Raw genomic sequence first — 20,891 nt, forward strand, 5'->3', positions numbered from 1 at the left:
ATTGATTCTTTGTTTAAGGATACAATTGATTGGGCTAAAATAGAAAACCATTGGCAAGATATTTTGCAGGTTGTTTTGTCAATTCAAACTGGTAAGATTTCGAGTGCAGTGTTGTTACGAAAGCTGGGAAATTATAGTCGGAAAAATAGGTTATACCAAGCTTTTCAAGAGTTGGGACGGGTGATTAGGACGGTATTTTTGTTGCAATATATTTCGGATATGAAGTTGCGACAACAGATTACTGCGGCGACAAATATTGTTGAGGCTTATAACGGTTTTTCTAAGTGGTTTTTCTTTGGTGGTTTTGGGGTTATTGCTAATAATGATCCGGTTGAGCAGGAGAAGATTATTAAATATAATGATTTGGTGGCTAATGCTGTTATTTTCCAGAATGTTGTGGATTTAACTGATGTTTCGCGGGATTTACTGAAGGCTGGTCATTTGATCAATCGTGAAGATGTGGCGGCATTAAGTCCTTATATGACTAGCCATATTAAGCGTTTTGGCGATTATTTGATTGATATGGAGGCTGTGCCGAATTTGTTGGATGACGATGGGCTTTTGGTTTTGGCTTGATAAGAAAGTGAAGGTAGTTCTGGTAAGGGTTGTAGGGTTTTTGTTTACAAAACTTTACAACGTGTCCCATTTTGCAGGTATCCCGGCTGTACCCCAAATAGTTACAAATAATATTTTGTCATGTATTACACGGGAAATTTCAGAAATTACCCCATCTAATGCACCACTTTTTTCTGATTGCTTACCAAGTATTACACGGTATGAGCAGGAGATAGAAAAACTGAAAATCCAAGTACAGAATCTTCAGAAAGAAAATTTAGAGCTTCAGGAGCGGTCAGCCATTACCTTTGTGCATGACGTTATAGATTTTGAGGCAATACGCATACGCGATCGCATTTTATTTGAATTGAAGTTGGGACGGCAAGCTTCAGGTTTTAAAACAGCACAGAAAGCACTTAATCAATTTATTCAGGAAATAAAACTTCTTGTAGCAGTTTCTAACTGGTGTTAAAACTGCTACAAGAAGTTACTCATGATTTCTCCAAATTGATTAGTTTTTATCGTTTTTTAATGTAAAGAAATATTTCGCCAACAGTGTCAGATATCCACCCCAGATTACAGAAGCTACATCATTTACCTTCAAATATAACCATTGCCGAAATTGAGAACATCTTAAAGGATGTCAAAATTTTGATGACTTCAGAGCAAATATTAAAAACTTTAGACCACATTTTTGCTTTAGTTCCTCTGTCTATTCCTTGAGTGGGAAGGGAGTACCCGACCATGGTGATGCCAATTTTGGTTTTTCTTGACAACCAATACCCATTGCTAATAATCCTGGCCAATACAAATAAACTAATATCTCTAAATTCTCGCCAAAGGTATAGAGAAAAAGAATCATCACAATACTTAAGCCAACTTTGGCAGTTTCTCGTCTACTGTCCGTTGACTTAATTAACAAATCAACAAAACTGAACCCCAAGGGAATAGCTAGAGCCATAAACCCAACAATTCCCTTGACAAACAATAAACCTGCCCAGCTGTGGTGTGAACCAATGGGCATATGCTCAACAATGTGGGGTCCTTCTTCAACTACACCATGTCCCCAAATTGGAGCTTCAGTTTTCCAGCGATAAATAGCAATGTCTTTTAAAGCCATGCGTACCCGTGTAGATCCTGCTCTTGCGCCCTTGAAAGCTTCCCAAAAATTATCAAAGGCAACAATGATTGATGGGGAAAAAATGCCAGCAAGGTAACTAAAAAACCCCATTCCGATCAGCATTCGTGGTCGAGTCAAACTAGATAAGACATTTGTCAGTAAGGGGATAATAACAATGCAAACCTGAGCCATACGGGATTTACAAACAAAACACATGACAACTGATCCTGCTAGTCCTAACCTGCGCCATTTTTTATTTTTTTCTTGCAAGGCCAGCATAAAGTTAACATTGCCCACAAAACCTAATGCTGGTCCCCAAGGGGTAAATAGCCGCCAACGCAAGTCACCTGTGCTGCCATCAATTTCATAGAGAGGCACATCAAAAAATTCATTACCTGGTCCCCCTACGGCTTTGAGTGGTGAGACATAGAGAACTTGGGGTAGGTGCAAAGAGGGTGCTAACAGTAAAAAAGGGATAATCAACAGGGTATGAAAACCCACAACACACACGGCTCGATAAATTATCTGGGGGCGGATTTTTAAGCATCCTGCTAAGGGATACAGAGCTAATGCAGCCCAACCTTTAGCCCAGCCAATGGAGGATTTAATGATTAAACCTGTTGGTAAGTTGTAGTCGAGATGTCCGGCTATCAATGCCACTTCCATCATCAGCATTCCTGCTATCCAAATCCACAAAGACCAGGGGATGACGATTTTTTCGTCGTCTGGGGTGTTTTCAGTTTGAGCTAGGACTTTAATTAGTAAAAATATTAGCAGTAGCCAACCCAGGAGAGCGCCGACAACATAAAGCCCGCCGAAAAGCCAGATAAAATAGGTGTTAGCGATCGCCCACCAGACAACTTTTTCTGGCACATTCTCTGGTTTAATATCATCTTTTTTGGTCTGCTTTACCATCTATTTCCTTTAAAAACTCCTGAACTCCTGAACTCCTGTACGGGCGAAGCATTCGGAAAATATTCTTTGGCAAAAACTGATAATTTATCACCCGAATGCTTCGCCCCTACTCCGAACTCCGAACTCCTTGCCCTGAGCGAAGTCGAAGGGCTGACTCCTGCATCATGATATCCACTTAGATAGCTTTTCTATCCAGGGTTTACGAATCCATAGCAAACCAAGACCAAGGGTGGAAAAGACCGAACCGATCACTGCTCCAGCGAGGATAAAGTTCTTCTTGGGAGCAGTAGGTTCATCGGGTAAACTAGGCTCCATTGCCATTTGAATTAAAGGATAGGTTGAAAACACGTCTCCTTGTCCTAAATCTAATTTGGTAAGGGTAGATGCAAATACCGCTTCAGCGATCTGTTGATCTCGCTTCAAGTTTTCTAAGATTGATTGCTTTTGAGAGAGATTATCCAGACGCTTTTCCAGTTGCGCGATCGCTGTGTCTAATCCTTGAACTTGGGCTTTGAGTCCTTTTTGATCTGATTGATAAGTTACCAAACTCTGGAATAATGTATCCCGCCCAGATCCGTTCACAGCTAAAGCTAAACGATTGAGTGTGTTAGGAGTTAGAGGCTTTCCAGATAGATATTCACCACGCTGGAGTAAGGCTACCCAAGATGCATCTTGCCGTTTTGTTTCTTTAATTACTTGGGGATGATTGACTCCAAACTTAGTGATTAAAACTTCTAATGTGGTTGTAGCTTCACTATAATCCTTGAGGTTTTGTTGAAAAATTTGGTCTACGTGGAGAAGAAAAGCTGTTGCTGCTTCTACGGGGGAAAGTCCCAAATCCTCGGACAACTGCTGCATTCGTTTGTTAGTCATCTGCTCTTGGGCATTAGTTTCTGCTCGCAACCGGCGTAGCTGTTCAATATTGGTAGATAAATTACCTACTTGATCAGGAAAACTCAGCCCAGAACGTATTTTGTATTCCGAGAGTCGTTTTTGAGCCTCCTCTAATTTGTGTTGGGCTGAAAGCAAAATTTCCTGGGAAGGTTTTCCTCGCTGACTAATTTCTCCATTTCGTAAAACATTGATGTGGCTGACTATTGCTTGATAGAGAGCCAATGATTTATCCCTTGCTTCTTCTGGACTTTTGCCAGTAACTTCAAACAACATGATCGTTGTGTTGTTTAAAAGTTTGATGCGAGGCTTTGGGAATTTATCAGCCGGAATTTTAGCGATCGCTGCTGCGGCTTTTAAAACGCGGTCACTTGTAAAAATATACTCAAGATTTGCTCTCGGATCATAAGTAGAACTCCCCAAAGCAGAGCCAGTAGAAGAAGACGCTTGACCAATACCCGGCAGGTTGACGCTCACTCCCAAACTACCACTACTGAGGATTAAACCCCATTCGCTGGTGTAGGTAGGTTGGGTGACTTTCAAATACTGGAGGGATGCCCCCCAAATCAAAGTGTTACCTAACGCACTGAGGATGAGATATCGTAGCCAACGCCCTTTGAATAAACTCCCCAAATTGACCATTTTAAAAACTAAAGGTTCTTGTGTCATTTAAACAAATCTCGCAAAATGGGGATAGGGGATAAAATGGTTTGGATGACATCCCGAAATTGCACAACTTTTGAGTCATAGCAGGTAACAATATCATTAGCCTGTAAAAAAGGATTGTTAGCATCGCTGGTGGAATTTGTCAGCAGATCATTGATATGGCGCTGCAAGTAAGTAGTTTTCCCAGTTAACTGCTCAGTAGTTACCAAGATTGCTTTGCGTTCGGCATTTGTTCCCCTTGTCCCCCCAGCACAGTTGGCTGCTGTCACCGCATGAGAAAAGCGAGAACCATAAGGAAATGAAGTGGCATCACGTCCAATCCCAGAAACAGCATTACCCGTAGCTGGTACGGTGAGATTGGAAAGGAATACTTTCACCCCAGTTGGGGTAATTTGCGAAGGACGCACAAGTTCATTCTGCATTTTTCCTGAATCTGGAACAATAATGCGATCGCCTGCAATTAACGCTACATCTGCAAAAGGTTCACCGGTCAAAACCCCAGATAAGTCAACAATGCGGGTTTCTCCGTTACGAATCAATCGAATGTTTTTGATATCAGCAGTAGGTTTAATACCACCAGCATCACGGATAGCAGTTGCCAAATAACGGTTTGGTGGATATTGTCCGGCCACTGGTACAGGAGGCTGTGTTCTTTCACCTGGGGAAGATTCATTGATAAATACCCTTCCTGGTAAAAAGGTCGCCCCACTGACAAACACCTCTACAGGTCCCCACTGCACTACTTTGAGACTCACCTGAAGGAAGGAGCGTTGGAAAAAAGCCCCATCAATCAACACTGTAGTCAAATTCTCCTCAACTTGCTCTGGTTCTAAACCCACAACTGGCAATGGGGTGAGATAGGGAATCTCTAAATTGCCTTCTAAGTTAACTTCAAAAATTCCACTAAACTCTGCTCCTTCTGGAATAGTTACCTTGACGCGATCTCCGGGAGATAAGGGTAAACCAAAACTAGGTGTTGCCAAGGTTAATGTTGCAATTATGGTATTAAAAATTAAACGTTTAAGCATCGTCAGAGAAAATACGTAAGTATGTACTTAGGAAATTCGTGATAATAAAAGTCTAAAGTTAGTAGTATTTACATTTAGAGCATCTAGTTTATATGCCCTAATAACTAATATTTATTGTACGGTATGAATTAAGATGTAAAATGCCTTCTTACCAATTTAACTAACGATTCAGCCAGCAGTCAGGGGTAATATTACGTAATTTACAATTCTACATACTGATATAAATCAGGGTAATTATTGAGATGTACTGACTCAATTATTTATTAGCAATCATACAAAAATTATACAAATTTTATTTGACAACTGACTCACATTAAGTATATAAAAATAATACAGGTTTTTTAAAAGAAAGCATTTCTCTTCAGTAACGGTGTTAGCCATCTCAAGAAGTGCTGGAGATATAGTAATGGGTTGACATCAGGAAATCCAAATAATCGAAGCTTTTGTTGGGTGGCGTTATTGCTTAACCCAAACTACTATTATCGGGGCATCTACCAGTCAATTAATTCTGAGAATCACCATTATGGGACTCACTATTGGTCTGGTAAACACTTATTCAACGCTCAATATTGGTGATGCAGCCATTTATAGCGCCTTAACTGCTCTAGCATCTGAGGCTGAAGTTGTTGCTCAATTCCAAGATTCAGAACCGGATTACATTCCCGGTTTGCAAATTGTGCCGCAGATTAGGCATTGTGATGCCTATATTAGTGTCGGTGGCGATATTTTTAATAATGCTCGTGAAGGTTTAATTACCAAAGCGTTCATCAGGAATTTGCTTCAGTTAAGGCGATCGCCCAAACATACTTTTTTGTTTGGCCAATCAATTCCCCGTTCCTGTCATAGCTTGAGTTTTCAGGCTTTGTCCTTGTGCTTGCGTCAATTAGCGGCTGTTTGCGTTAGAGATACCGAAAGCCATCAACGGTTAACTGCATCTGGTATCCCAGCAATTTTATCTTTTGATGTGGCCTTTGCTTTATCAGTCAGTGAGCAAGCCAAAGAAAAAGCTAAACAAATTTTGCACACATTGGCAATTGAACCAGATTCAGCAGCTTTGATTTCTCTGCGGACATTTGATTCTATGTATCGCCATGATAATCAGCAATTTCAAAGGCAACTGGTGGCTTTGAGTCGGAAATGCTGCCAACAGGGATATCAACCTGTATTGCTAATTCAGTCTCAAGCTTACGGCGCTGATAATGACTTAGCAATGGCAGAAGAAATTAGGCAACAAGTACCGCAGATCAAGATATTTAATCCCTTTGTGGTGAATAGTGACTTTGCTAAATGGGAATTGGTAATGGGTGCATTAGCTATTTGTCGTCTGATTGTAGCAATTAGATATCATACATCAGTTTTAACCTTGGCCAGTGGTCGAGTTCCCTTTAACTTGTACTACTCAAATAAAGGTAAAGATTTAACAAAACGGTTACAAATTCCTGGTTGCAGCTTGGAAGAATTTAACCCAGATATTCATTTTGATGCGATCGCTGCTACCTCTGCTATTAACTTTGACCATGAAGCAATTCGGCAACAGGTCAAGGAAGATTTTCAAAACTGCTATAGCCGAGTTATTGCTTAAACCTTTAAGTTGCACATTGAGGTAGATGGGGGAGAAGTTTCTACCTATTTTAAAATGAAGAGAATAAAAATCTATGAAACCAAAAATTTGCCATTTTGTAGGCGGTAAAGGCATGGGTTGGACTGGTGGCATTAAAGCCACATTAAAAAGTTTAGAAATGTCCTGGCTGTCGGAAAAATTTGAGTTTATTACTGAGCCTTTATCAGCAGCATCTTCTGTGATCTCAAAACAACACCCTGACGTGATTGTAGTTCATGGTGCCTCCTCCTGGCGGGGGTTATTTCCGCTATGGAAACTACGACGTTCAGCCAAGTTAATTATTAATGAACATCACTACAGTGCAGGTTTTGAAGCCTTTAATGTGCCGTCAGTGAATCGGTTTCATGGAATGTTAAAACTGGCTTATGGGATGTGCGATCGCTTAGTTACTGTTTCCCAAGGACAGCAGAATTGGATACTCAAAAACCAATTAGCGCCGGCTGACAAAATTAGTGTAATTCCGTTCTCCAGATTGATTGAACCCTTTTTCAACATTTCCCCCAAACCGAGATTGTCAGATCAACCATTTATATTAGGTGCTTATGGGCGATTTTCCCACCAAAAAGGCTTTGATATTTTGATTGATGCAGTTAAACAAATTCCCGGTTCCAGAATTCAATTACAAATTGGTGGAACAGGAACAGACGAAGACAAATTAAAACAATTAGCTGCTAACTGTCCCAAAATTGAATTTGTGGGACGCATTGATGATGTCCCTGCTTTTTTAAGTCAGTGCGATGCTGTGGTTATTCCCTCCCGTTGGGAACCTTGGGGTAATGTTTGTTTAGAAGCTAGGGCTGCTGGTAAACCAATTATTGCTTCAGCAGTGGATGGTTTGAGTGAACAAATTCAAGATTTTGGCCTACTTATTCCCTCAGAAAATTCTGTAGCACTAGCTAAAGCAATTCAGGAATTAGTCAATTTACCTGCGGACAAATTAGCAGAAATGGGACAACAGGGAAAAGCTTCAGCCATCAATTCTTGGCACAATTACTTATCTAATTGGGAAGGGTTGCTGGAGGAATTGACATGAAAACAATAGCCCAAACTTTATCCTCCTTCAAAAAAGACCGCTTTATCCGCAACATTGGCTGGATGGGGGCTTCTGAATTAGTCATTAGAGTATTTCGTCTTATTACCACAGTCATTCTTGCTCGTTTTCTCAGTGCAGAAGATTATGGTTTAGCTGCCATTGTCTTGATGACTTTTGAATTTATTCGTGTCTTCACCCGCAACGGTATTGCTGACAAAATTGTGCAAGCAGAAGCGGAAGAAGTGGAAGAGTTATGTCGTACTGCTTATGGGTTAAACTGGGTAATTGCCTTAGTTTTATTCATAGTTCAATGTTTGGCATCATTAGCGATCGCACAATTTTATAATAATTCCCATCTCATTGTTCCTATCTGTCTCATTGCCATTACTTACCTAATTTATCCTCTGGCAATGGTACAAACAGCCTTAATTAGAAGAGAAAACCGCTTAAATATTCTCGCCCTAATTAGTTCAGTCCAAGTATCTACAGATAATGTACTGACGGCAATTTTCGCCCTCTCTGGTATGGGAATGTGGTCAATTGTTTTACCGAAGTTTTTAGTTGCACCGATTTGGATTATTCTCACCTTTAAATATCATCCTTGGCGGATGACCAAATCTTTAACATTTGATAAATGGCAACAAATTACATCCTTTGCTAGTCGGGTACTTGGCATTGAACTACTAACAATATTTAGAGAAAATATTGATTATCTTTTAATTGGTAGATTTGTCGGTGTGGAAGCTTTAGGAATTTATTATTTTGCTTTTAATGCCGGATTAGGAATTAGTTTAAGTGTAATTAATGCCATCAGGGTTTCACTATTCTCTGACCTCTGTGATCTCAAATCTCAGACAGAGTTATTTACCCAACGCTATACCCAAAGTCTCCGCAAAATAGCTGTGATGATTTTACCTTTGGTGGTGTTGCAATCTAGTTTAGCTCCCTTCTATGTTCCCCTAATATTTGGGCAAAAATGGGTAGAAAGAGGCGCAGTACCAATCTTAATCCTAATTTGTATTTCGGCTTTATCTCGTCCCTTTGCTGATGCTGCTTCTTTAATGTTTCGTGCTTTTGGCCAACCAGAAATTGAATTGCGTTGGAATCTCTTGTTTACTGCTTGTTTAGCTACTGCTATTTGTGTCGGTACAAACTGGGGAATTTTGGGTGCTGCGGTGGCTGTGACATTAACACACCTGACTTTGCAACCAATATATACGTTATGGGCAACTTTGCAAAAATTACCTAAATTCTTGCAGGAGGTAAATCCATGACAAATATTAACCCAATGGTGTCAGTAATTATTCCCGCTTACAATGCTGCTCAGTTTCTACCAGCAGCTATAACATCTGTTCAACGACAAACTTGCTCTGATTGGGAATTATTAATAATAAATGATGGATCTACGGATGACACAGTTGCAGTTGTCAGACAATATCAAGAAACAGATAATTGCATTCATTTAATTCATCAACTAAATCAGGGAGTTTCTACGGCTCGTAATTTAGGAATTGAAAAAAGCAAAGGTCAAATTATTGCTTTTCTTGATGCTGATGATCAATGGTTTCCCGATAAACTTCAACAACACCTGCAACATTTTCAATCTCATCCCCGTTTAGGAGTGAGCTTTTCGCAAGTCGAAATACTCAACCAATCAGGTGAACCAACTGGACAGGTTTCGAGTTCTCGTTTAACTGATTTAAAACCAGAATATTTACTATCAGAAAATCCCACCACTACTACTTCTAATTGGGTAGTTCGTAAGGAAGTATTTGCTCAAGTGGGAGGCTTTTCTCCTGATATGAGTTATTCGGAAGATTTGGAATGGTTACTGCGGGTAATTTGCACTGGTGTTTGGGAAATTGCGGGGATAAACCAGGTATTAACTCGTTATCGTACCAGTTCTGCTGGACTGTCATCGAATTTGTATCGGATGGAAACTGGTTGGAATCAATTGGTGGAAAAGGCGAAAATTTATGCTCCACAATTGGTTGAAAATCATTTTGCTTTGGCTCAAGCTCTGCATTTACGTTATCTGGCTCGACGGGCTTTTCGGTTGAAGTTACCGGCTGCGGTGGGGGTGGATTTTATGAGTCGTGCTTTGGTTTCTGATTGGCGTTTGTTGTTTCATCAGCCGCGACGAAGTTTATTGACTTTGGTTGCTGTGTTTGGCTCTTTGGTGATGGAGAAGATTTTTTTCACGCAAAGGCGCAAAGAAAGAAATTAATTAAAAACTAAAAAACTCCTGTCTCTTCTCTTTTTCCTACTGTCACCTGTCACCTGTTCCCTGTCACCTAATTAATATCATGCCTAAAATATCTGTGATTATTCCTGTTTATAATTCTGAAAAAACGGTTGCTGAAACGCTGGAGTCGGTTCTGGCGCAAACCTACGGCGATTTGGAAGTTATTATTGTTGATGATGGTTCAACTGATAAAAGTATTGAAATTTGTCGGCAGTTTAAAGATGAGCGAATTAAGATTATTCATCAGCAAAATCGCGGTTTAGCTGGGGCGAGAAATACAGGGATTCGTCACGCGCAAGGGGAGTTTTTAGGTTTTGTTGATAGTGATGATTTATGGTTGCCACAAAAGGTGGAAAAACATCTTCAACATTTGGATAATTCGCCTAATGTTGGGGTGAGTTTTTCCCGTTCTCGATTTATTGATGAGCAAGGTAAACCTTTGGGTATTTATCAAATGCCTAAGTTAACAAATATTACTCCCGAATATCTGTTTTGTCGTAATCCTATTGGTAATGGATCTTCGGTTGTAATTCGCAGGGATGTTTTGACAGCTATTAAGTTTGAAGCCAATCTTCATGGGGAGGTGGAAGATTTCTATTTTGATGATCGTTTTCGTCAGTCTGAAGATATTGAATGTTGGTTGCGTATTGCTTTACAAACAAATTGGAAAATAGAAGGTATTCCTGAAGCACTGACTCTTTATCGTTTAAATAGTGGTGGTTTGTCGGCTAATCTTCTCAAACAATATGAATCTTGGGAACAAATTCTTGTGAAAACCAAAGTTTATAATCCTGAATTTATTGAGAAATGGGGCAATAAAGCTAGAGCCTATCAACTACGATATTTGGCACGACGAGCTACAAGACAAAGAGCCTCACAAATGGCAGTTAGTTTACTAAATCAAGCTTTGGTTACTTATTGGCGGATTATTTTGGAAGAACCTCGACGCACGTTCATCTCTTTGATTGCTGCCTATCTATTATGGTTACTACCGCAATCAATCTACCAGTGGTTAGAGAAATTAATCATGCAAATTACAGGAGCAACTCAGCGACAACGTATTCAAAAGGAACAAATGAGTTAGGAAATAAACTCTTTTTAATCACCAATTACCAATTACCAATTACCAATTATGACAGTTTTATTAGTTTGTTCTTCTGGTGGACATTTTAAAGCTTTGCAACAATTACGTCCTTTTTGGGAAAATCAAGAGCGAGTTTGGGTGACTTTTCGCACTAAAACTACAGAAGCAGAATTAACTGAAGAACAGGTGTATTGGGCTTACAGTCCTACTAATCGAAATCTTCCAAATTTGTGCAGAAATCTGCTTTTATCTTGGCAATTAATTAGAAAAATTCGACCAGATGTAATTATCTCTACTGGTGCTGGTGTTGCTGTCCCTTTTCTGATTTTGGGCAAATTATTGGGTAGCAAAACTGTATTTATTGAATCGGTAACGCGGGTTAATACTTTAAGTTTATCGGCGAAATTAGTTTTACCTTTTCTCAGTGTTTTATATGTGCAGTGGCCGCAATTACAAGCCCGTTATCCTCAAGCTGAACTTGTGATTCCCCAGGAGGTTTTAAGTTATTGAAAAAAGCTTTATCTGTTCAATTAAGGAAAAGTAGGTTTGGTTAAGCGACAGCGCAACTCAATAAAAGCATTGATAATGTTGGGTTTCCTTCCGTCAACCCAACCTACAAAATTTCAGTTTTTAGCTGAACTGTATTACTTCATACCCTATTCCCTCTTTAATTTATGATTTTAATCACTGTTGGTACAGAACAATATCCTTTTAATCGTCTGATGCAATGGGTTGAGGTGTTGTTACAGTCGGAAATGATTCAAGAAGAAGTGGTTGTTCAGTACGGCAACTCCACTATTTTACCGGCTGGTGCAAAGGTTTACCGTTTTCTTAAGGAAGAAAAGTTTCAAGATTTGATTCAGCAAGCGCGAATTGTGATTGCTCATTGTGGTGAAGGAACTTTACTGCTTCTGGATTCTTTGGATAAGCCTTATATTTTGGTTTCGCGCAGTCAAGAGTTTAAAGAACACGTTGATGATCATCAGGTAGAACTTGGTTTAGCACTATCGCAAATTAATGTTCCTGTTGCTTGGTGTCCGGGAGATTTGGTGCGGTTTATAGATGCCCCTAGAAAGGTTTCTATTGCTGATGTTTCTCATGCTAGTGCGCTCGCTCTTTGTCAGAGTTTACAATCTCGTTTTGGTCAAAATCTTAACTAATTTTAAGTAGGTAAACATGATGGCTACTCATACCAATAAAACAATATCGTTAGTGACTTCTCGTTTCAACAATACTCTTTTAGTGCAGTTACCACTGCGATTAACTGTGATAGAAGCTGTATCTTTTCGGGAGTCTTTTAAACAATGGGTAGAAGATACTACTGTTACGAAAATCATCTTAGATTTTGGACAAACTACAATTATTGATAGTAGTGGGATTGGTTCACTTATTACTAATATCAAATCAGCAAAAGCCAAAAATATTCAATTAAATGTTTGGAGTCCTAATCCCCAAGTCAAATTGGCTTTTTCTATGGTTGGTTTGGATAAAATTTTGCATATTGAACCCGATACTGAGGCAATTATCCCTACTGTCAGTCGCAAATCTCAACAGCGTCCACCTTTAACCCATCCTTCCGTGCGATCGCCTATTAAACGGACAATTGACATTGTAGGGGCAATTCTGGGCTTGGGTGTGACTGCTGTGCTGTTTGTTCCCATTGCGATCGCAATTAAACTTGATAGTCCTGGTCCGATACTGTTTAGTCAAACTCGTTGTGGTTGGATGGGGAAACGGTTTCGCATTTGGAAATTCCGTTCAATGGTGACTAATGCTGAAGCTCTCAAATCTACTATTAATAATCAAGCTTCTGGGGCTTTTTTCAAAAATGATCATGACCCCCGCATTACCCGTGTTGGTCGCTTTCTTCGCAAAACTAGTTTGGATGAATTTCCCCAATTTTGGAACATCCTCACAGGAGATATGAGTTTAATTGGTACTCGTCCACCTACTCTAGATGAATTAGAACAATACGAAATCTTTAATTGGCAAAGGTTGGATGTCAGACCAGGATTGAGTGGTGAATGGCAGGTGAATGGGCGCTCAAAAATTCGCAACTTTGAAGATGTGATTAAGCTCGATTTGCGCTACCAAGAAAACTGGAGTCTTGGTTACGATTTTCAACTCATCTTGAAAACATTTGTTGTGGTTTTTAACAAAGATTCAGGGGCTGTATAAGAGATTTTTTTAATTTAAAACAGCTTACCTTTTTACGAAATTTTCATGGACACAAATTTATTACTCCATAATTTTAGTCTACAAGTTGTTAGCGATATTGACGCAATGGCAACAGTTGTAGAATGGTTCGATCAATTCAAAAATACACAGATACCTTATCAAATCTGGCTAGAAGGACAGACTGCTTTACTAGAAGGTTTTACAAATGTAGTGCGTCATGCTCACAGCCACCTTAGTCCTGAAACTCCTGTTGATTTAGAAGTACAAATATCTTCTGAATCTTTCCAAATTCGGATTTGGGATCAAGGTGATATTTTCGATTTAGAAGCAGCCATAGAAAGTTTCAATCAAGAAATCAGCCAAAGCGAATTTAATCCTTTAGATCATGAATCTCAATGGGGTTGTATTTTTTTACTAAGGCTCAGGAAAGACTATGGCTGGATAATTGGTTATACCCGTGATTTGGAAAACAGAAACTGTTTACTACTGCACAAAAAATTGGCTATGTCATGATGCTAAATTGCTTAATTTTCTGCTTTTTGTGATGGGTTTTAAGTACGCTGTAAATTAATACCACCAAATTTCAAGATGTCTATTTCAAGCAAAGTTATGAATTCGCAAGTCAAAGTGATTCAGCCCCAAGGCATTTTTAATAGTAAAAAGGGTAATCAACTCCGCGAAGAAGTGGATGAACTGATAACATCAGATATCAAAACTATTTTGATTGATTTTAAAGATGTTACATTTATGGATAGTTCTGGTTTTAGTGCCTTGCTGATGACGCTAAAAATAGTTCGACAAAAAAATATTAGATTGGTACTTTGTTCTATTAACCAGCAAATAAATATGATCTTTGATATGACTAACACAAATCAATTTTTTGAGGTGTTACCGGATCAGGCATCATTCGTATCTGCTTAATACAGCACTTCCTACTGTTATAAGGTACAAGCCTAGCGGGCAATATGCCCGCACCACAAGGGTTTTATTCTTCCAGTTTGTACCTTTCATGAACAAAATATGCTGCATTGTTTCTGGTTTACCTACGATTTTATACTGAGGAGTTTAAGTTAATGTACGGTTTAGTCAACAAAGCAATTGAAGATATGATTTGCAAATACCACGGTGAAAATACCTGGGAAAGTATCAAGCAAAAAGCTGAACTGGAAGACATAGACTTTTTTATTGGCATGGATGCTTATTCTGATGATATTACCTATCGCTTAGTTGCAGCAGCTTGTGAGGTTTTAGGCATGGAGGCAGAAGAAATACTGCAAGCATTTGGTGAATACTGGGTGACATACACCGCAGAAGAAGGCTATGGAGAACTTTTAGATAGCGCCGGTAACTCTTTAGGGCAGTTTATGGAGAACCTTGATAATCTGCACGCACGAGTCGGCTTGAGTTTTCCCCAACTCCGTCCCCCATCTTTTGATTGCGAACACACCAGCGAAAAGTCAATGGAACTGCACTATCAATCAACTAGGCAGGGTTTAGCACCAATGGTGATTGGTTTAATTCATGGATTGGGAAAACGCTTTCATACAAAGGTAGATATTACCCAAATTAGTTTTCGTCAACAAGGTGCATCTCACGATATTTTTGCTGTTGAATATGACAATTCTCAAGCCTAACCGCTTTCGTGACTATCGGATAAATTAACGAAGTTGTGTTATTGCAAACAACAAAAAATTAAAGTTTTATCCCCATTTAACTAAAGTAAGCTAAGTACCTGTGTACAATTAATTAAACATTTTTAAAATCTGCTTTCTTGCTTTGCTAGAGCAATTTTTTAGGTGTGCTGGTGTATGCAGTTTATAATGGCTATTTATGACAAATGATCGGGTGATCGAATCAAAACAATTCAGTCTTAATCCAGACCAATTTGCAGCTTTGTTTCCCTTTCATTTGGTCATAGATCGAGATATGAAGATTGTCCAAGCAGGTGGAGTGCTTCAGCGCATTCTTGAACCTATCTTAATGCTTGGTAGTTTTCTTGAAGAACATTTCCAAATTAATCGCCCCAATTGTCCAGTCAACTTTGCAGCTATTAGCCAGCATACGCGCTCATCAAAAGCGGGTTCTTCTCCATCACTGTTTCTGTTGCAATCCCATCACAAGGAAATGCAGCTAAAAGGAGAGATAGTGTATTTAGAGGCATCCGATCATCTGCTGTTTCTTGGTTCTCCCTGGATTACCGAGATTACCGATTTAAAAAAACTAGACCTGAAGCTCGATGATTTTCCTCTCTACGACTCGGTTGGAGATTATCTGTTTCTTTTGCAGTCCAAGAATTCGGCTTTGACAGATGCCAAAAAACTCACCGCCAGACTTACATCTCAACGGGCTGAATTACGAGCAACAGCATCAAGATTGAGAACGGTGATTGAAAGCTTACAAGCTGGTGTGCTATTGGAAGACGAAACCCGACACGTTATCCTATCAAATCAGGAATTTTGTGATCAGTTTGGCATTCCCGTTGCGCCAGAAGCTTTACAAGGCGTGGATTGTCAGCAAGCAGCACAGACGAGCAAACAACTCTTTGCTGAACCAGAGAAGTTTATCCAGCGTGTGGATGAGATTCTCAGCCAGAATCAAATAGTTCTCAATGAAGAATTGCCACTGCAAGATGGGCGAATCTTTGAACAGGATTATATACCTATTGTGGTTGAGCAAAAATTTTATGGACATCTGTGGAAATACCACGATATTACCCAACGCAAACAAGCTGAAAATGCACTTCGATTAAGTGAAGAACGGTTAAAGCTGGCTTTAGATGCTGTAGATGAAGGACTCTGGGACTGGAATCTGGTGACTGGGGAAGTTTATCGCAGTCCACGTTGGTTTACAATGCTGGGTTATGCGCCGGAAGAACTAGAAAACAATATCAAGCTGAAAATTCAGCTGATCCATCCAGAGGATCTGTCCCTCATGCAAGAGCGACTGATAGCACATCTCAAGGGTGAGACACCTTTTTATGAGGTAGAAGTTAGGTTTTTAACCAAATCTGGAGAATGGAAGTGGATTCTAGATCGGGGTAAGTTAGTTAGCCGCGATTCTCAAGGTAGAGCGATGAGAATGGTGGGAACCCATCTAGATATTACCGAACGCAAACTTTCAGAAGCTGCACTACAGCAACAATATGAACGGGTGCTACTGCTCAAGCAAATTACTGAAGAAATTCGCCAGTCTTTGCAATGGGAAAAAATTCTACAGACAACAGTGACGGAAGTGCAACGGATTTTGCAGTGCGATCGCGTCGTCATCTTCCAAATTAACCCTGATGGTAATGGCAAAGTTGTCCAGGAGGCAGTAGTTCCCGGATGGTCAGTCACTCTAGACCAAGATATCAATGATCCTTGTCTGAAGGCTGGATACTTTGACTTTTATCGTCAAGGACGGATTACTGTTATTTCCGATGTGGAAACGGCAGGATTTCAACCTTGTCATCTGGAATTTTTACGGCAGTTTCAGGTGAAAGCCAATCTGGTTGTCCCGATTTTAGTGCGGGAAGATTTATGGGGATTATTAATTGCTCATCAGTGCGATCGCCCTAGACAATGGACCCAATTAGAATTAGATCTCCTCAAACACTTGGCTGATCAAATGGGTGTTGCTCTCACCCAAGCACAGTTACTAACTCAGGAAACCCATCAAACCAATCTGTTAGCACTGCAAAATGAAGAACTAAACCTGGCCAAGCAAACAGCAGAGACTGCCAACATGGCCAAAAGTAATTTCCTGGCTACGATGAGCCATGAAATTCGCACCCCTATGAATGCCATCATCGGCATGAGTGGAATGCTCTTGGATACTAGCTTGACTCCTGAGCAACTTGACTGCGTGGAAACCATTCGCAATAGTAGCAATGCACTACTGACGATTATTAATGATATTCTCGACTTTTCTAAGATTGAATCTGGCAAATTAGAGTTAGAAGCACAGCCTTTTGATTTGCGTCTTTGTGTGGAAGAAGCCCTAGATTTATTAGCTCCCCAAGCCGCTTCCAAAGGGATAGAATTGATGTATCAACTAGAACCAAATATACCATCAGTTATTACTGGTGATATTACCCGTTTGCGCCAAATTCTCTGGAATTTAATGAGTAATGCCGTTAAATTTACCAAAATCGGCGAAATAGTGGTGACAATCACAGCTAGGCAGCTAGTTTCAAGTTCTGGACGCTATGAGTTGCAATTTGCAGTCAGAGATACAGGTATTGGCATTCCCCGCGATCGCTTACACCGACTCTTTAAACCCTTCAGTCAGGTTGATGTCTCCATGACTCGACGTTACGGTGGCACAGGCTTGGGATTAGTCATCAGCAAACGGCTGTGCGAGATAATGGGGGGGAGGATGTGGGTAGATAGTCAACCAGATCAAGGTTCGACTTTCTATTTCACTGTTATTTTGCCAGTTGATCAGTCGGCTATTAATAGTCTCACTACTGCTGATCCTGAATTAGTCGGTAAGCGGTTACTCTTAGCAGTCCATAACACCAATTTAAGAAAATGCTTAACGTTGCAACTTCAGAGTTTGGGATTGGATGTCCAAGTTGGGGAATCTAATACTACTATCCTGCAATATCTCTGGCAGCAAAAACCCTTTGCTCTGGCTATCTTGGATATTGATCATCCAGATTTAGATTGTCTCGACCTCACAGCTAAGATTCGTGCTATACCCAAACAGAAGGATTTACCTTTGGTGATGTTGAGTTCTAAAGGTAAGCACACCTTAGAAGTGAAACAGATAGCATCTGAGTTTACTGCTTTTTTACATAAACCTGTGCGTCAGTACCAGTTACACAATACGCTGTTACAAATTGTTCGTGGTAGCTGGTTTACCCAAGGTACTCCCCAGTCTATCATTCCTTCTTACTCTCGGTTGCCTAAACCCCATCTCCCCACCGTTGATAGGAAGTTTGCGGAAAGCTTACCCCTAAAGATTCTGCTAGTTGAAGATATATTAGTTAATCAGAAAATTGCCCTGAAGATGCTGCATCGGTTAGGTTATCGGGCAGATGTGGCTAATGATGGATGTGAAGCCTTAGAGGCGTTGCAAAGGCAACTTTATGATGTGGTATTTATGGATATCCAGATGCCAGAAATGGATGGGTGGGAAACGACTCGTCGTGTTCGTGGGGACTTTTCCCAGGATGCTCAACCTTGGATTATTGCTATGACTGCCCATGCTCGTCCAGAAGATCGCCAAGAATGCCTGAGTATCGGGATGAATGATTATATTAGTAAGCCGATTAGTTTGGAAGGGCTGGAAGCAGTTCTGAAACAGTATGGCACTCAGCAGCATCAAGCCACAAAACCTGTTACAGATGGGGTATTCACCTCCTCTAACCAGCAATCAGTCATTGACCACAGTGTTCTGGAGGGCTTGCGTAGTATGGCAGGGAGTGAAGGCGACCAGTTAATTAGGGAACTGATCCAAGCTTATTTAGAAGATACCCCAATCAGAATTCAGGCAATTAAAAATGCTTTTGCCTCTGAAAATCGAGCTAATCTCAAGAAAGCGGCTCATGCTTTGCGATCGCCCAGTGTTAGTATAGGTGCAGTCAAATTGGGTAAAATCTGTGAAACTTTGGAATATAATGCACAAAATCAATCATTAGCACAAATCGCTGATCTGGTTAATCAAATAGAGAGCGAATATAAAAATGTCATTTCGGTTCTGGAAAGTTTTTATATCAATATCATATCCGATTAAATACTTAGGGAACACAAAAAAATAAATTACCCAACAATAATTTTATGGTGGGTTACGCTGCGCTAACCCACCATAAAAATTAGAGATTTTTTTATTAGGAAGTCTCTTACAGCACATTACAGATAAGTGAGGTAAAGAATCTAAATTCAAAGCCAGACACCAAGCCAATTTTACCCCTGACTCCTGATAGCGTAGCGTGGCGTAAGCTATATTCTTCTGTATCATATCTATTAGGGTAGGTAATTACCAATTATGCTAGAAATATCTGATCATAAAATCAAAATTTTAGTCATTGATGATGATCGAATTATCCAAATAGTTCTTAAACAAGCACTGCAAGGACAGGGATATGAGGTTATTATCGCTTCTAGCGGTGTACAAGGTGTAGAGCAAGCTTATCAGCATCATCCTGCCCTGATTATTTGTGATTGGCAAATGGATGAAATGGATGGCTTAGAGGTATGCCGTATTATTAAATCTGAACCATCTTTATCAACAACATTCTTTATCCTCCTTACCTCACGCACAGCCGTTGAAGATAGGGTTGAAGGTTTAGATAATGGTGCAGATGATTTCTTGAGCAAACCCATTGATGTGAGTGAACTAAAAGCACGAGTGCGAGCAGGACTCAGGTTATATCAAACTAATCAAGAGCTTCAGAGATTAGCTGAAGATTTACAAATTCAGAAACAACTTTTAGAAACGGAATTGCATGAAGCCGCTGATTATGTTACATCTATTTTACCTGAGCCAATGTCAGGATTAGTGACTATTAATCACAGGTTTTTACCTTCTCATCAATTAGGTGGTGATTGCTTTGATTACTACTGGTTAGATGAAGAAAACTTAGTTATTTATCTTTTGGATGTTTCTGGACATGGATTAGCCGCTGCACTCCCTTCCATTTTCGTGCATAATTTGTTGCGTTCACAAACTCTCCCTCAAGCAAATTTCCATCAACCATCTGAAGTTCTCAACGCTTTGAATGAAGTTTTCCAAATGGAAAAACATAACGCCCGTTACTTTACCATTTGGTATGGGGTTTTTAACATTGAGTCTTATCAATTAACTTATGCTACTGCTGGACATCCACCAGCTTTATTGCTTTCTCAATTAACTGACTCTAGTATAGATATCAAACAGTTAATTACTCCCAGTATGCCCATCGGGGCATTTGCAGAAGGAGAATATGAAAATGCTGTGTGTCAAATTCAACCATCTAGTAAAATCTATGTTTTTAGCGATGGAGTTTATGAAGTTGAACTGCCTGATGGTACACTGTGGAAATTGAATGATTTTATCAATTTATTGACTAGATGTAATCATCATTTTATGAATTTAGACGATGTTTTAGCAGCTATTAAAATTGCTACAGCTAGTCAATCATTTACAGATGACTGCTCTTTATTAGAAATAAATTTTGTTTCTTCAGTCTCAATAGACTTATCCTTAATATAAATAGAATGAGATAATAAAAAGCTAGAGTAAAAATTATCTGTAAATGTTGCGGCTTGCAATCATAAACCCTCCGGCTCACAAACAAGAAAATTTCTGACTCACATTAATTGCAATTAAGATTGTGTTCCGGCTCAGATTAATTGCAACCAGGCTCAGATTAAATGCAAATGGGCTTGCAATTATAAATATCGACTCACATTAATTGCAACTGAACTCGCACCAGAAAACTGGTTACAGAATATTCTTTCCGTTGCGAGTGTTAAAAAAGAATTGAAGGTAAAATGGGCATCTCACCTTCCTAGTCCCATAAAATGATCAACTAAAACTCGCAACAGAAATTTTGGATTGACAAAATGCACCTGTTGGATCGCATTGTCCC

The 20,891-nt window shown here is 39.7% G+C and carries 18 protein-coding genes; 15 read left to right on the forward strand and 3 right to left on the reverse strand.

Features of this window, described 5'->3' with window-relative positions:
* Together FJR04_RS22735 and FJR04_RS22740 are read left to right on the forward strand one after the other, a co-directional pair.
* Window positions 1–576, forward strand: a 576-nt coding sequence (locus tag FJR04_RS22735; RefSeq protein ID WP_168499101.1) for a Tn3 family transposase, incomplete at its 5' end; no start/stop codon positions are given.
* A 61-nt stretch (window positions 577–637) separates the two neighbouring features.
* Complete coding sequence (locus tag FJR04_RS22740) at window positions 638–1,027, forward strand: hypothetical protein (protein WP_168499099.1); 390 nt, start codon at window positions 638–640, stop codon at window positions 1,025–1,027.
* Window positions 1,028–1,267: 240 nt separating this feature from the next.
* Here FJR04_RS22740 and FJR04_RS22745 read toward each other — a convergent pair whose 3' ends face one another.
* From FJR04_RS22745 to FJR04_RS22755, 3 genes are all read right to left on the reverse strand, one after another.
* Window positions 1,268–2,590, reverse strand: coding sequence for an O-antigen ligase domain-containing protein (locus tag FJR04_RS22745; protein WP_168499103.1), 1,323 nt, complete (start codon window positions 2,588–2,590; stop codon window positions 1,268–1,270).
* A gap of 162 nt (window positions 2,591–2,752) precedes the next feature.
* Window positions 2,753–4,150, reverse strand: coding sequence for a GumC family protein (locus FJR04_RS22750; protein ID WP_168499105.1), 1,398 nt, complete (start codon window positions 4,148–4,150; stop codon window positions 2,753–2,755).
* A complete protein-coding gene (locus FJR04_RS22755; RefSeq protein ID WP_168499107.1) occupies window positions 4,147–5,175 on the reverse strand; it encodes a polysaccharide biosynthesis/export family protein in 1,029 nt (342 codons plus the stop codon). The genes FJR04_RS22750 and FJR04_RS22755 overlap by 4 nt, the downstream gene beginning before the upstream one ends.
* A gap of 523 nt (window positions 5,176–5,698) precedes the next feature.
* Between FJR04_RS22755 and FJR04_RS22760 the strand changes: the two genes are divergently transcribed.
* The 13 genes from FJR04_RS22760 to FJR04_RS22820 all read left to right on the forward strand — a co-directional run bounded on the left by FJR04_RS22760 (window position 5,699) and on the right by FJR04_RS22820 (window position 20,512).
* Window positions 5,699–6,757, forward strand: coding sequence for a polysaccharide pyruvyl transferase family protein (locus tag FJR04_RS22760; RefSeq protein WP_168499109.1), 1,059 nt, complete (start codon window positions 5,699–5,701; stop codon window positions 6,755–6,757).
* Between the two features lie 73 nt (window positions 6,758–6,830).
* Window positions 6,831–7,829 carry a glycosyltransferase family 4 protein gene (locus FJR04_RS22765; RefSeq protein WP_168499111.1) on the forward strand — a complete coding sequence of 333 codons (999 nt, stop codon included), beginning with the start codon at window positions 6,831–6,833 and terminating at the stop codon, window positions 7,827–7,829.
* Window positions 7,826–9,103, forward strand: a complete 1,278-nt coding sequence (locus tag FJR04_RS22770) for a lipopolysaccharide biosynthesis protein (RefSeq protein ID WP_168499113.1) — start codon at window positions 7,826–7,828, stop codon at window positions 9,101–9,103. Before FJR04_RS22765 ends, FJR04_RS22770 begins: the two co-directional genes overlap by 4 nt.
* On the forward strand, window positions 9,100–10,056 hold the full coding sequence (locus FJR04_RS22775; protein ID WP_168499115.1) for a glycosyltransferase family 2 protein: 957 nt from the start codon (window positions 9,100–9,102) through the stop codon (window positions 10,054–10,056). Before FJR04_RS22770 ends, FJR04_RS22775 begins: the two co-directional genes overlap by 4 nt.
* Before the next feature lie 79 nt (window positions 10,057–10,135).
* On the forward strand, window positions 10,136–11,158 hold the full coding sequence (locus tag FJR04_RS22780) for a glycosyltransferase family 2 protein (protein WP_168499117.1): 1,023 nt from the start codon (window positions 10,136–10,138) through the stop codon (window positions 11,156–11,158).
* A 48-nt stretch (window positions 11,159–11,206) separates the two neighbouring features.
* Window positions 11,207–11,668: a PssD/Cps14F family polysaccharide biosynthesis glycosyltransferase gene (gene pssD, locus FJR04_RS22785; protein ID WP_168499119.1), complete on the forward strand. Its 462-nt coding sequence runs from the start codon at window positions 11,207–11,209 to the stop codon at window positions 11,666–11,668.
* A 164-nt stretch (window positions 11,669–11,832) separates the two neighbouring features.
* Window positions 11,833–12,318 carry a glycosyltransferase gene (locus tag FJR04_RS22790; RefSeq protein WP_168499121.1) on the forward strand — a complete coding sequence of 162 codons (486 nt, stop codon included), beginning with the start codon at window positions 11,833–11,835 and terminating at the stop codon, window positions 12,316–12,318.
* A gap of 19 nt (window positions 12,319–12,337) precedes the next feature.
* A complete protein-coding gene (locus FJR04_RS22795) occupies window positions 12,338–13,336 on the forward strand; it encodes a sugar transferase (RefSeq protein WP_217359485.1) in 999 nt (332 codons plus the stop codon).
* A gap of 45 nt (window positions 13,337–13,381) precedes the next feature.
* Window positions 13,382–13,849 (forward strand): ATP-binding protein, encoded by a 468-nt coding sequence (locus tag FJR04_RS22800; protein WP_168499123.1) that lies wholly within the window; start codon window positions 13,382–13,384, stop codon window positions 13,847–13,849.
* Window positions 13,850–13,924: 75 nt separating this feature from the next.
* Entirely contained in the window at window positions 13,925–14,257 is a 333-nt protein-coding gene (locus tag FJR04_RS22805; RefSeq protein ID WP_254445352.1) for an STAS domain-containing protein, read from the forward strand.
* Between the two features lie 152 nt (window positions 14,258–14,409).
* Window positions 14,410–14,970, forward strand: coding sequence for a heme NO-binding domain-containing protein (locus FJR04_RS22810; protein WP_168499125.1), 561 nt, complete (start codon window positions 14,410–14,412; stop codon window positions 14,968–14,970).
* A 196-nt stretch (window positions 14,971–15,166) separates the two neighbouring features.
* Complete coding sequence (locus FJR04_RS22815; protein ID WP_168499127.1) at window positions 15,167–19,054, forward strand: response regulator; 3,888 nt, start codon at window positions 15,167–15,169, stop codon at window positions 19,052–19,054.
* Window positions 19,055–19,306: 252 nt separating this feature from the next.
* Window positions 19,307–20,512 carry a PP2C family protein-serine/threonine phosphatase gene (locus FJR04_RS22820; protein ID WP_168499129.1) on the forward strand — a complete coding sequence of 402 codons (1,206 nt, stop codon included), beginning with the start codon at window positions 19,307–19,309 and terminating at the stop codon, window positions 20,510–20,512.
* The last annotated feature ends 379 nt before the right edge of the window (window positions 20,513–20,891 follow it).

It is taken from the genome of Anabaena sp. UHCC 0204 (assembly GCF_009711975.1).
GTDB lineage: Bacteria > Cyanobacteriota > Cyanobacteriia > Cyanobacteriales > Nostocaceae > Dolichospermum.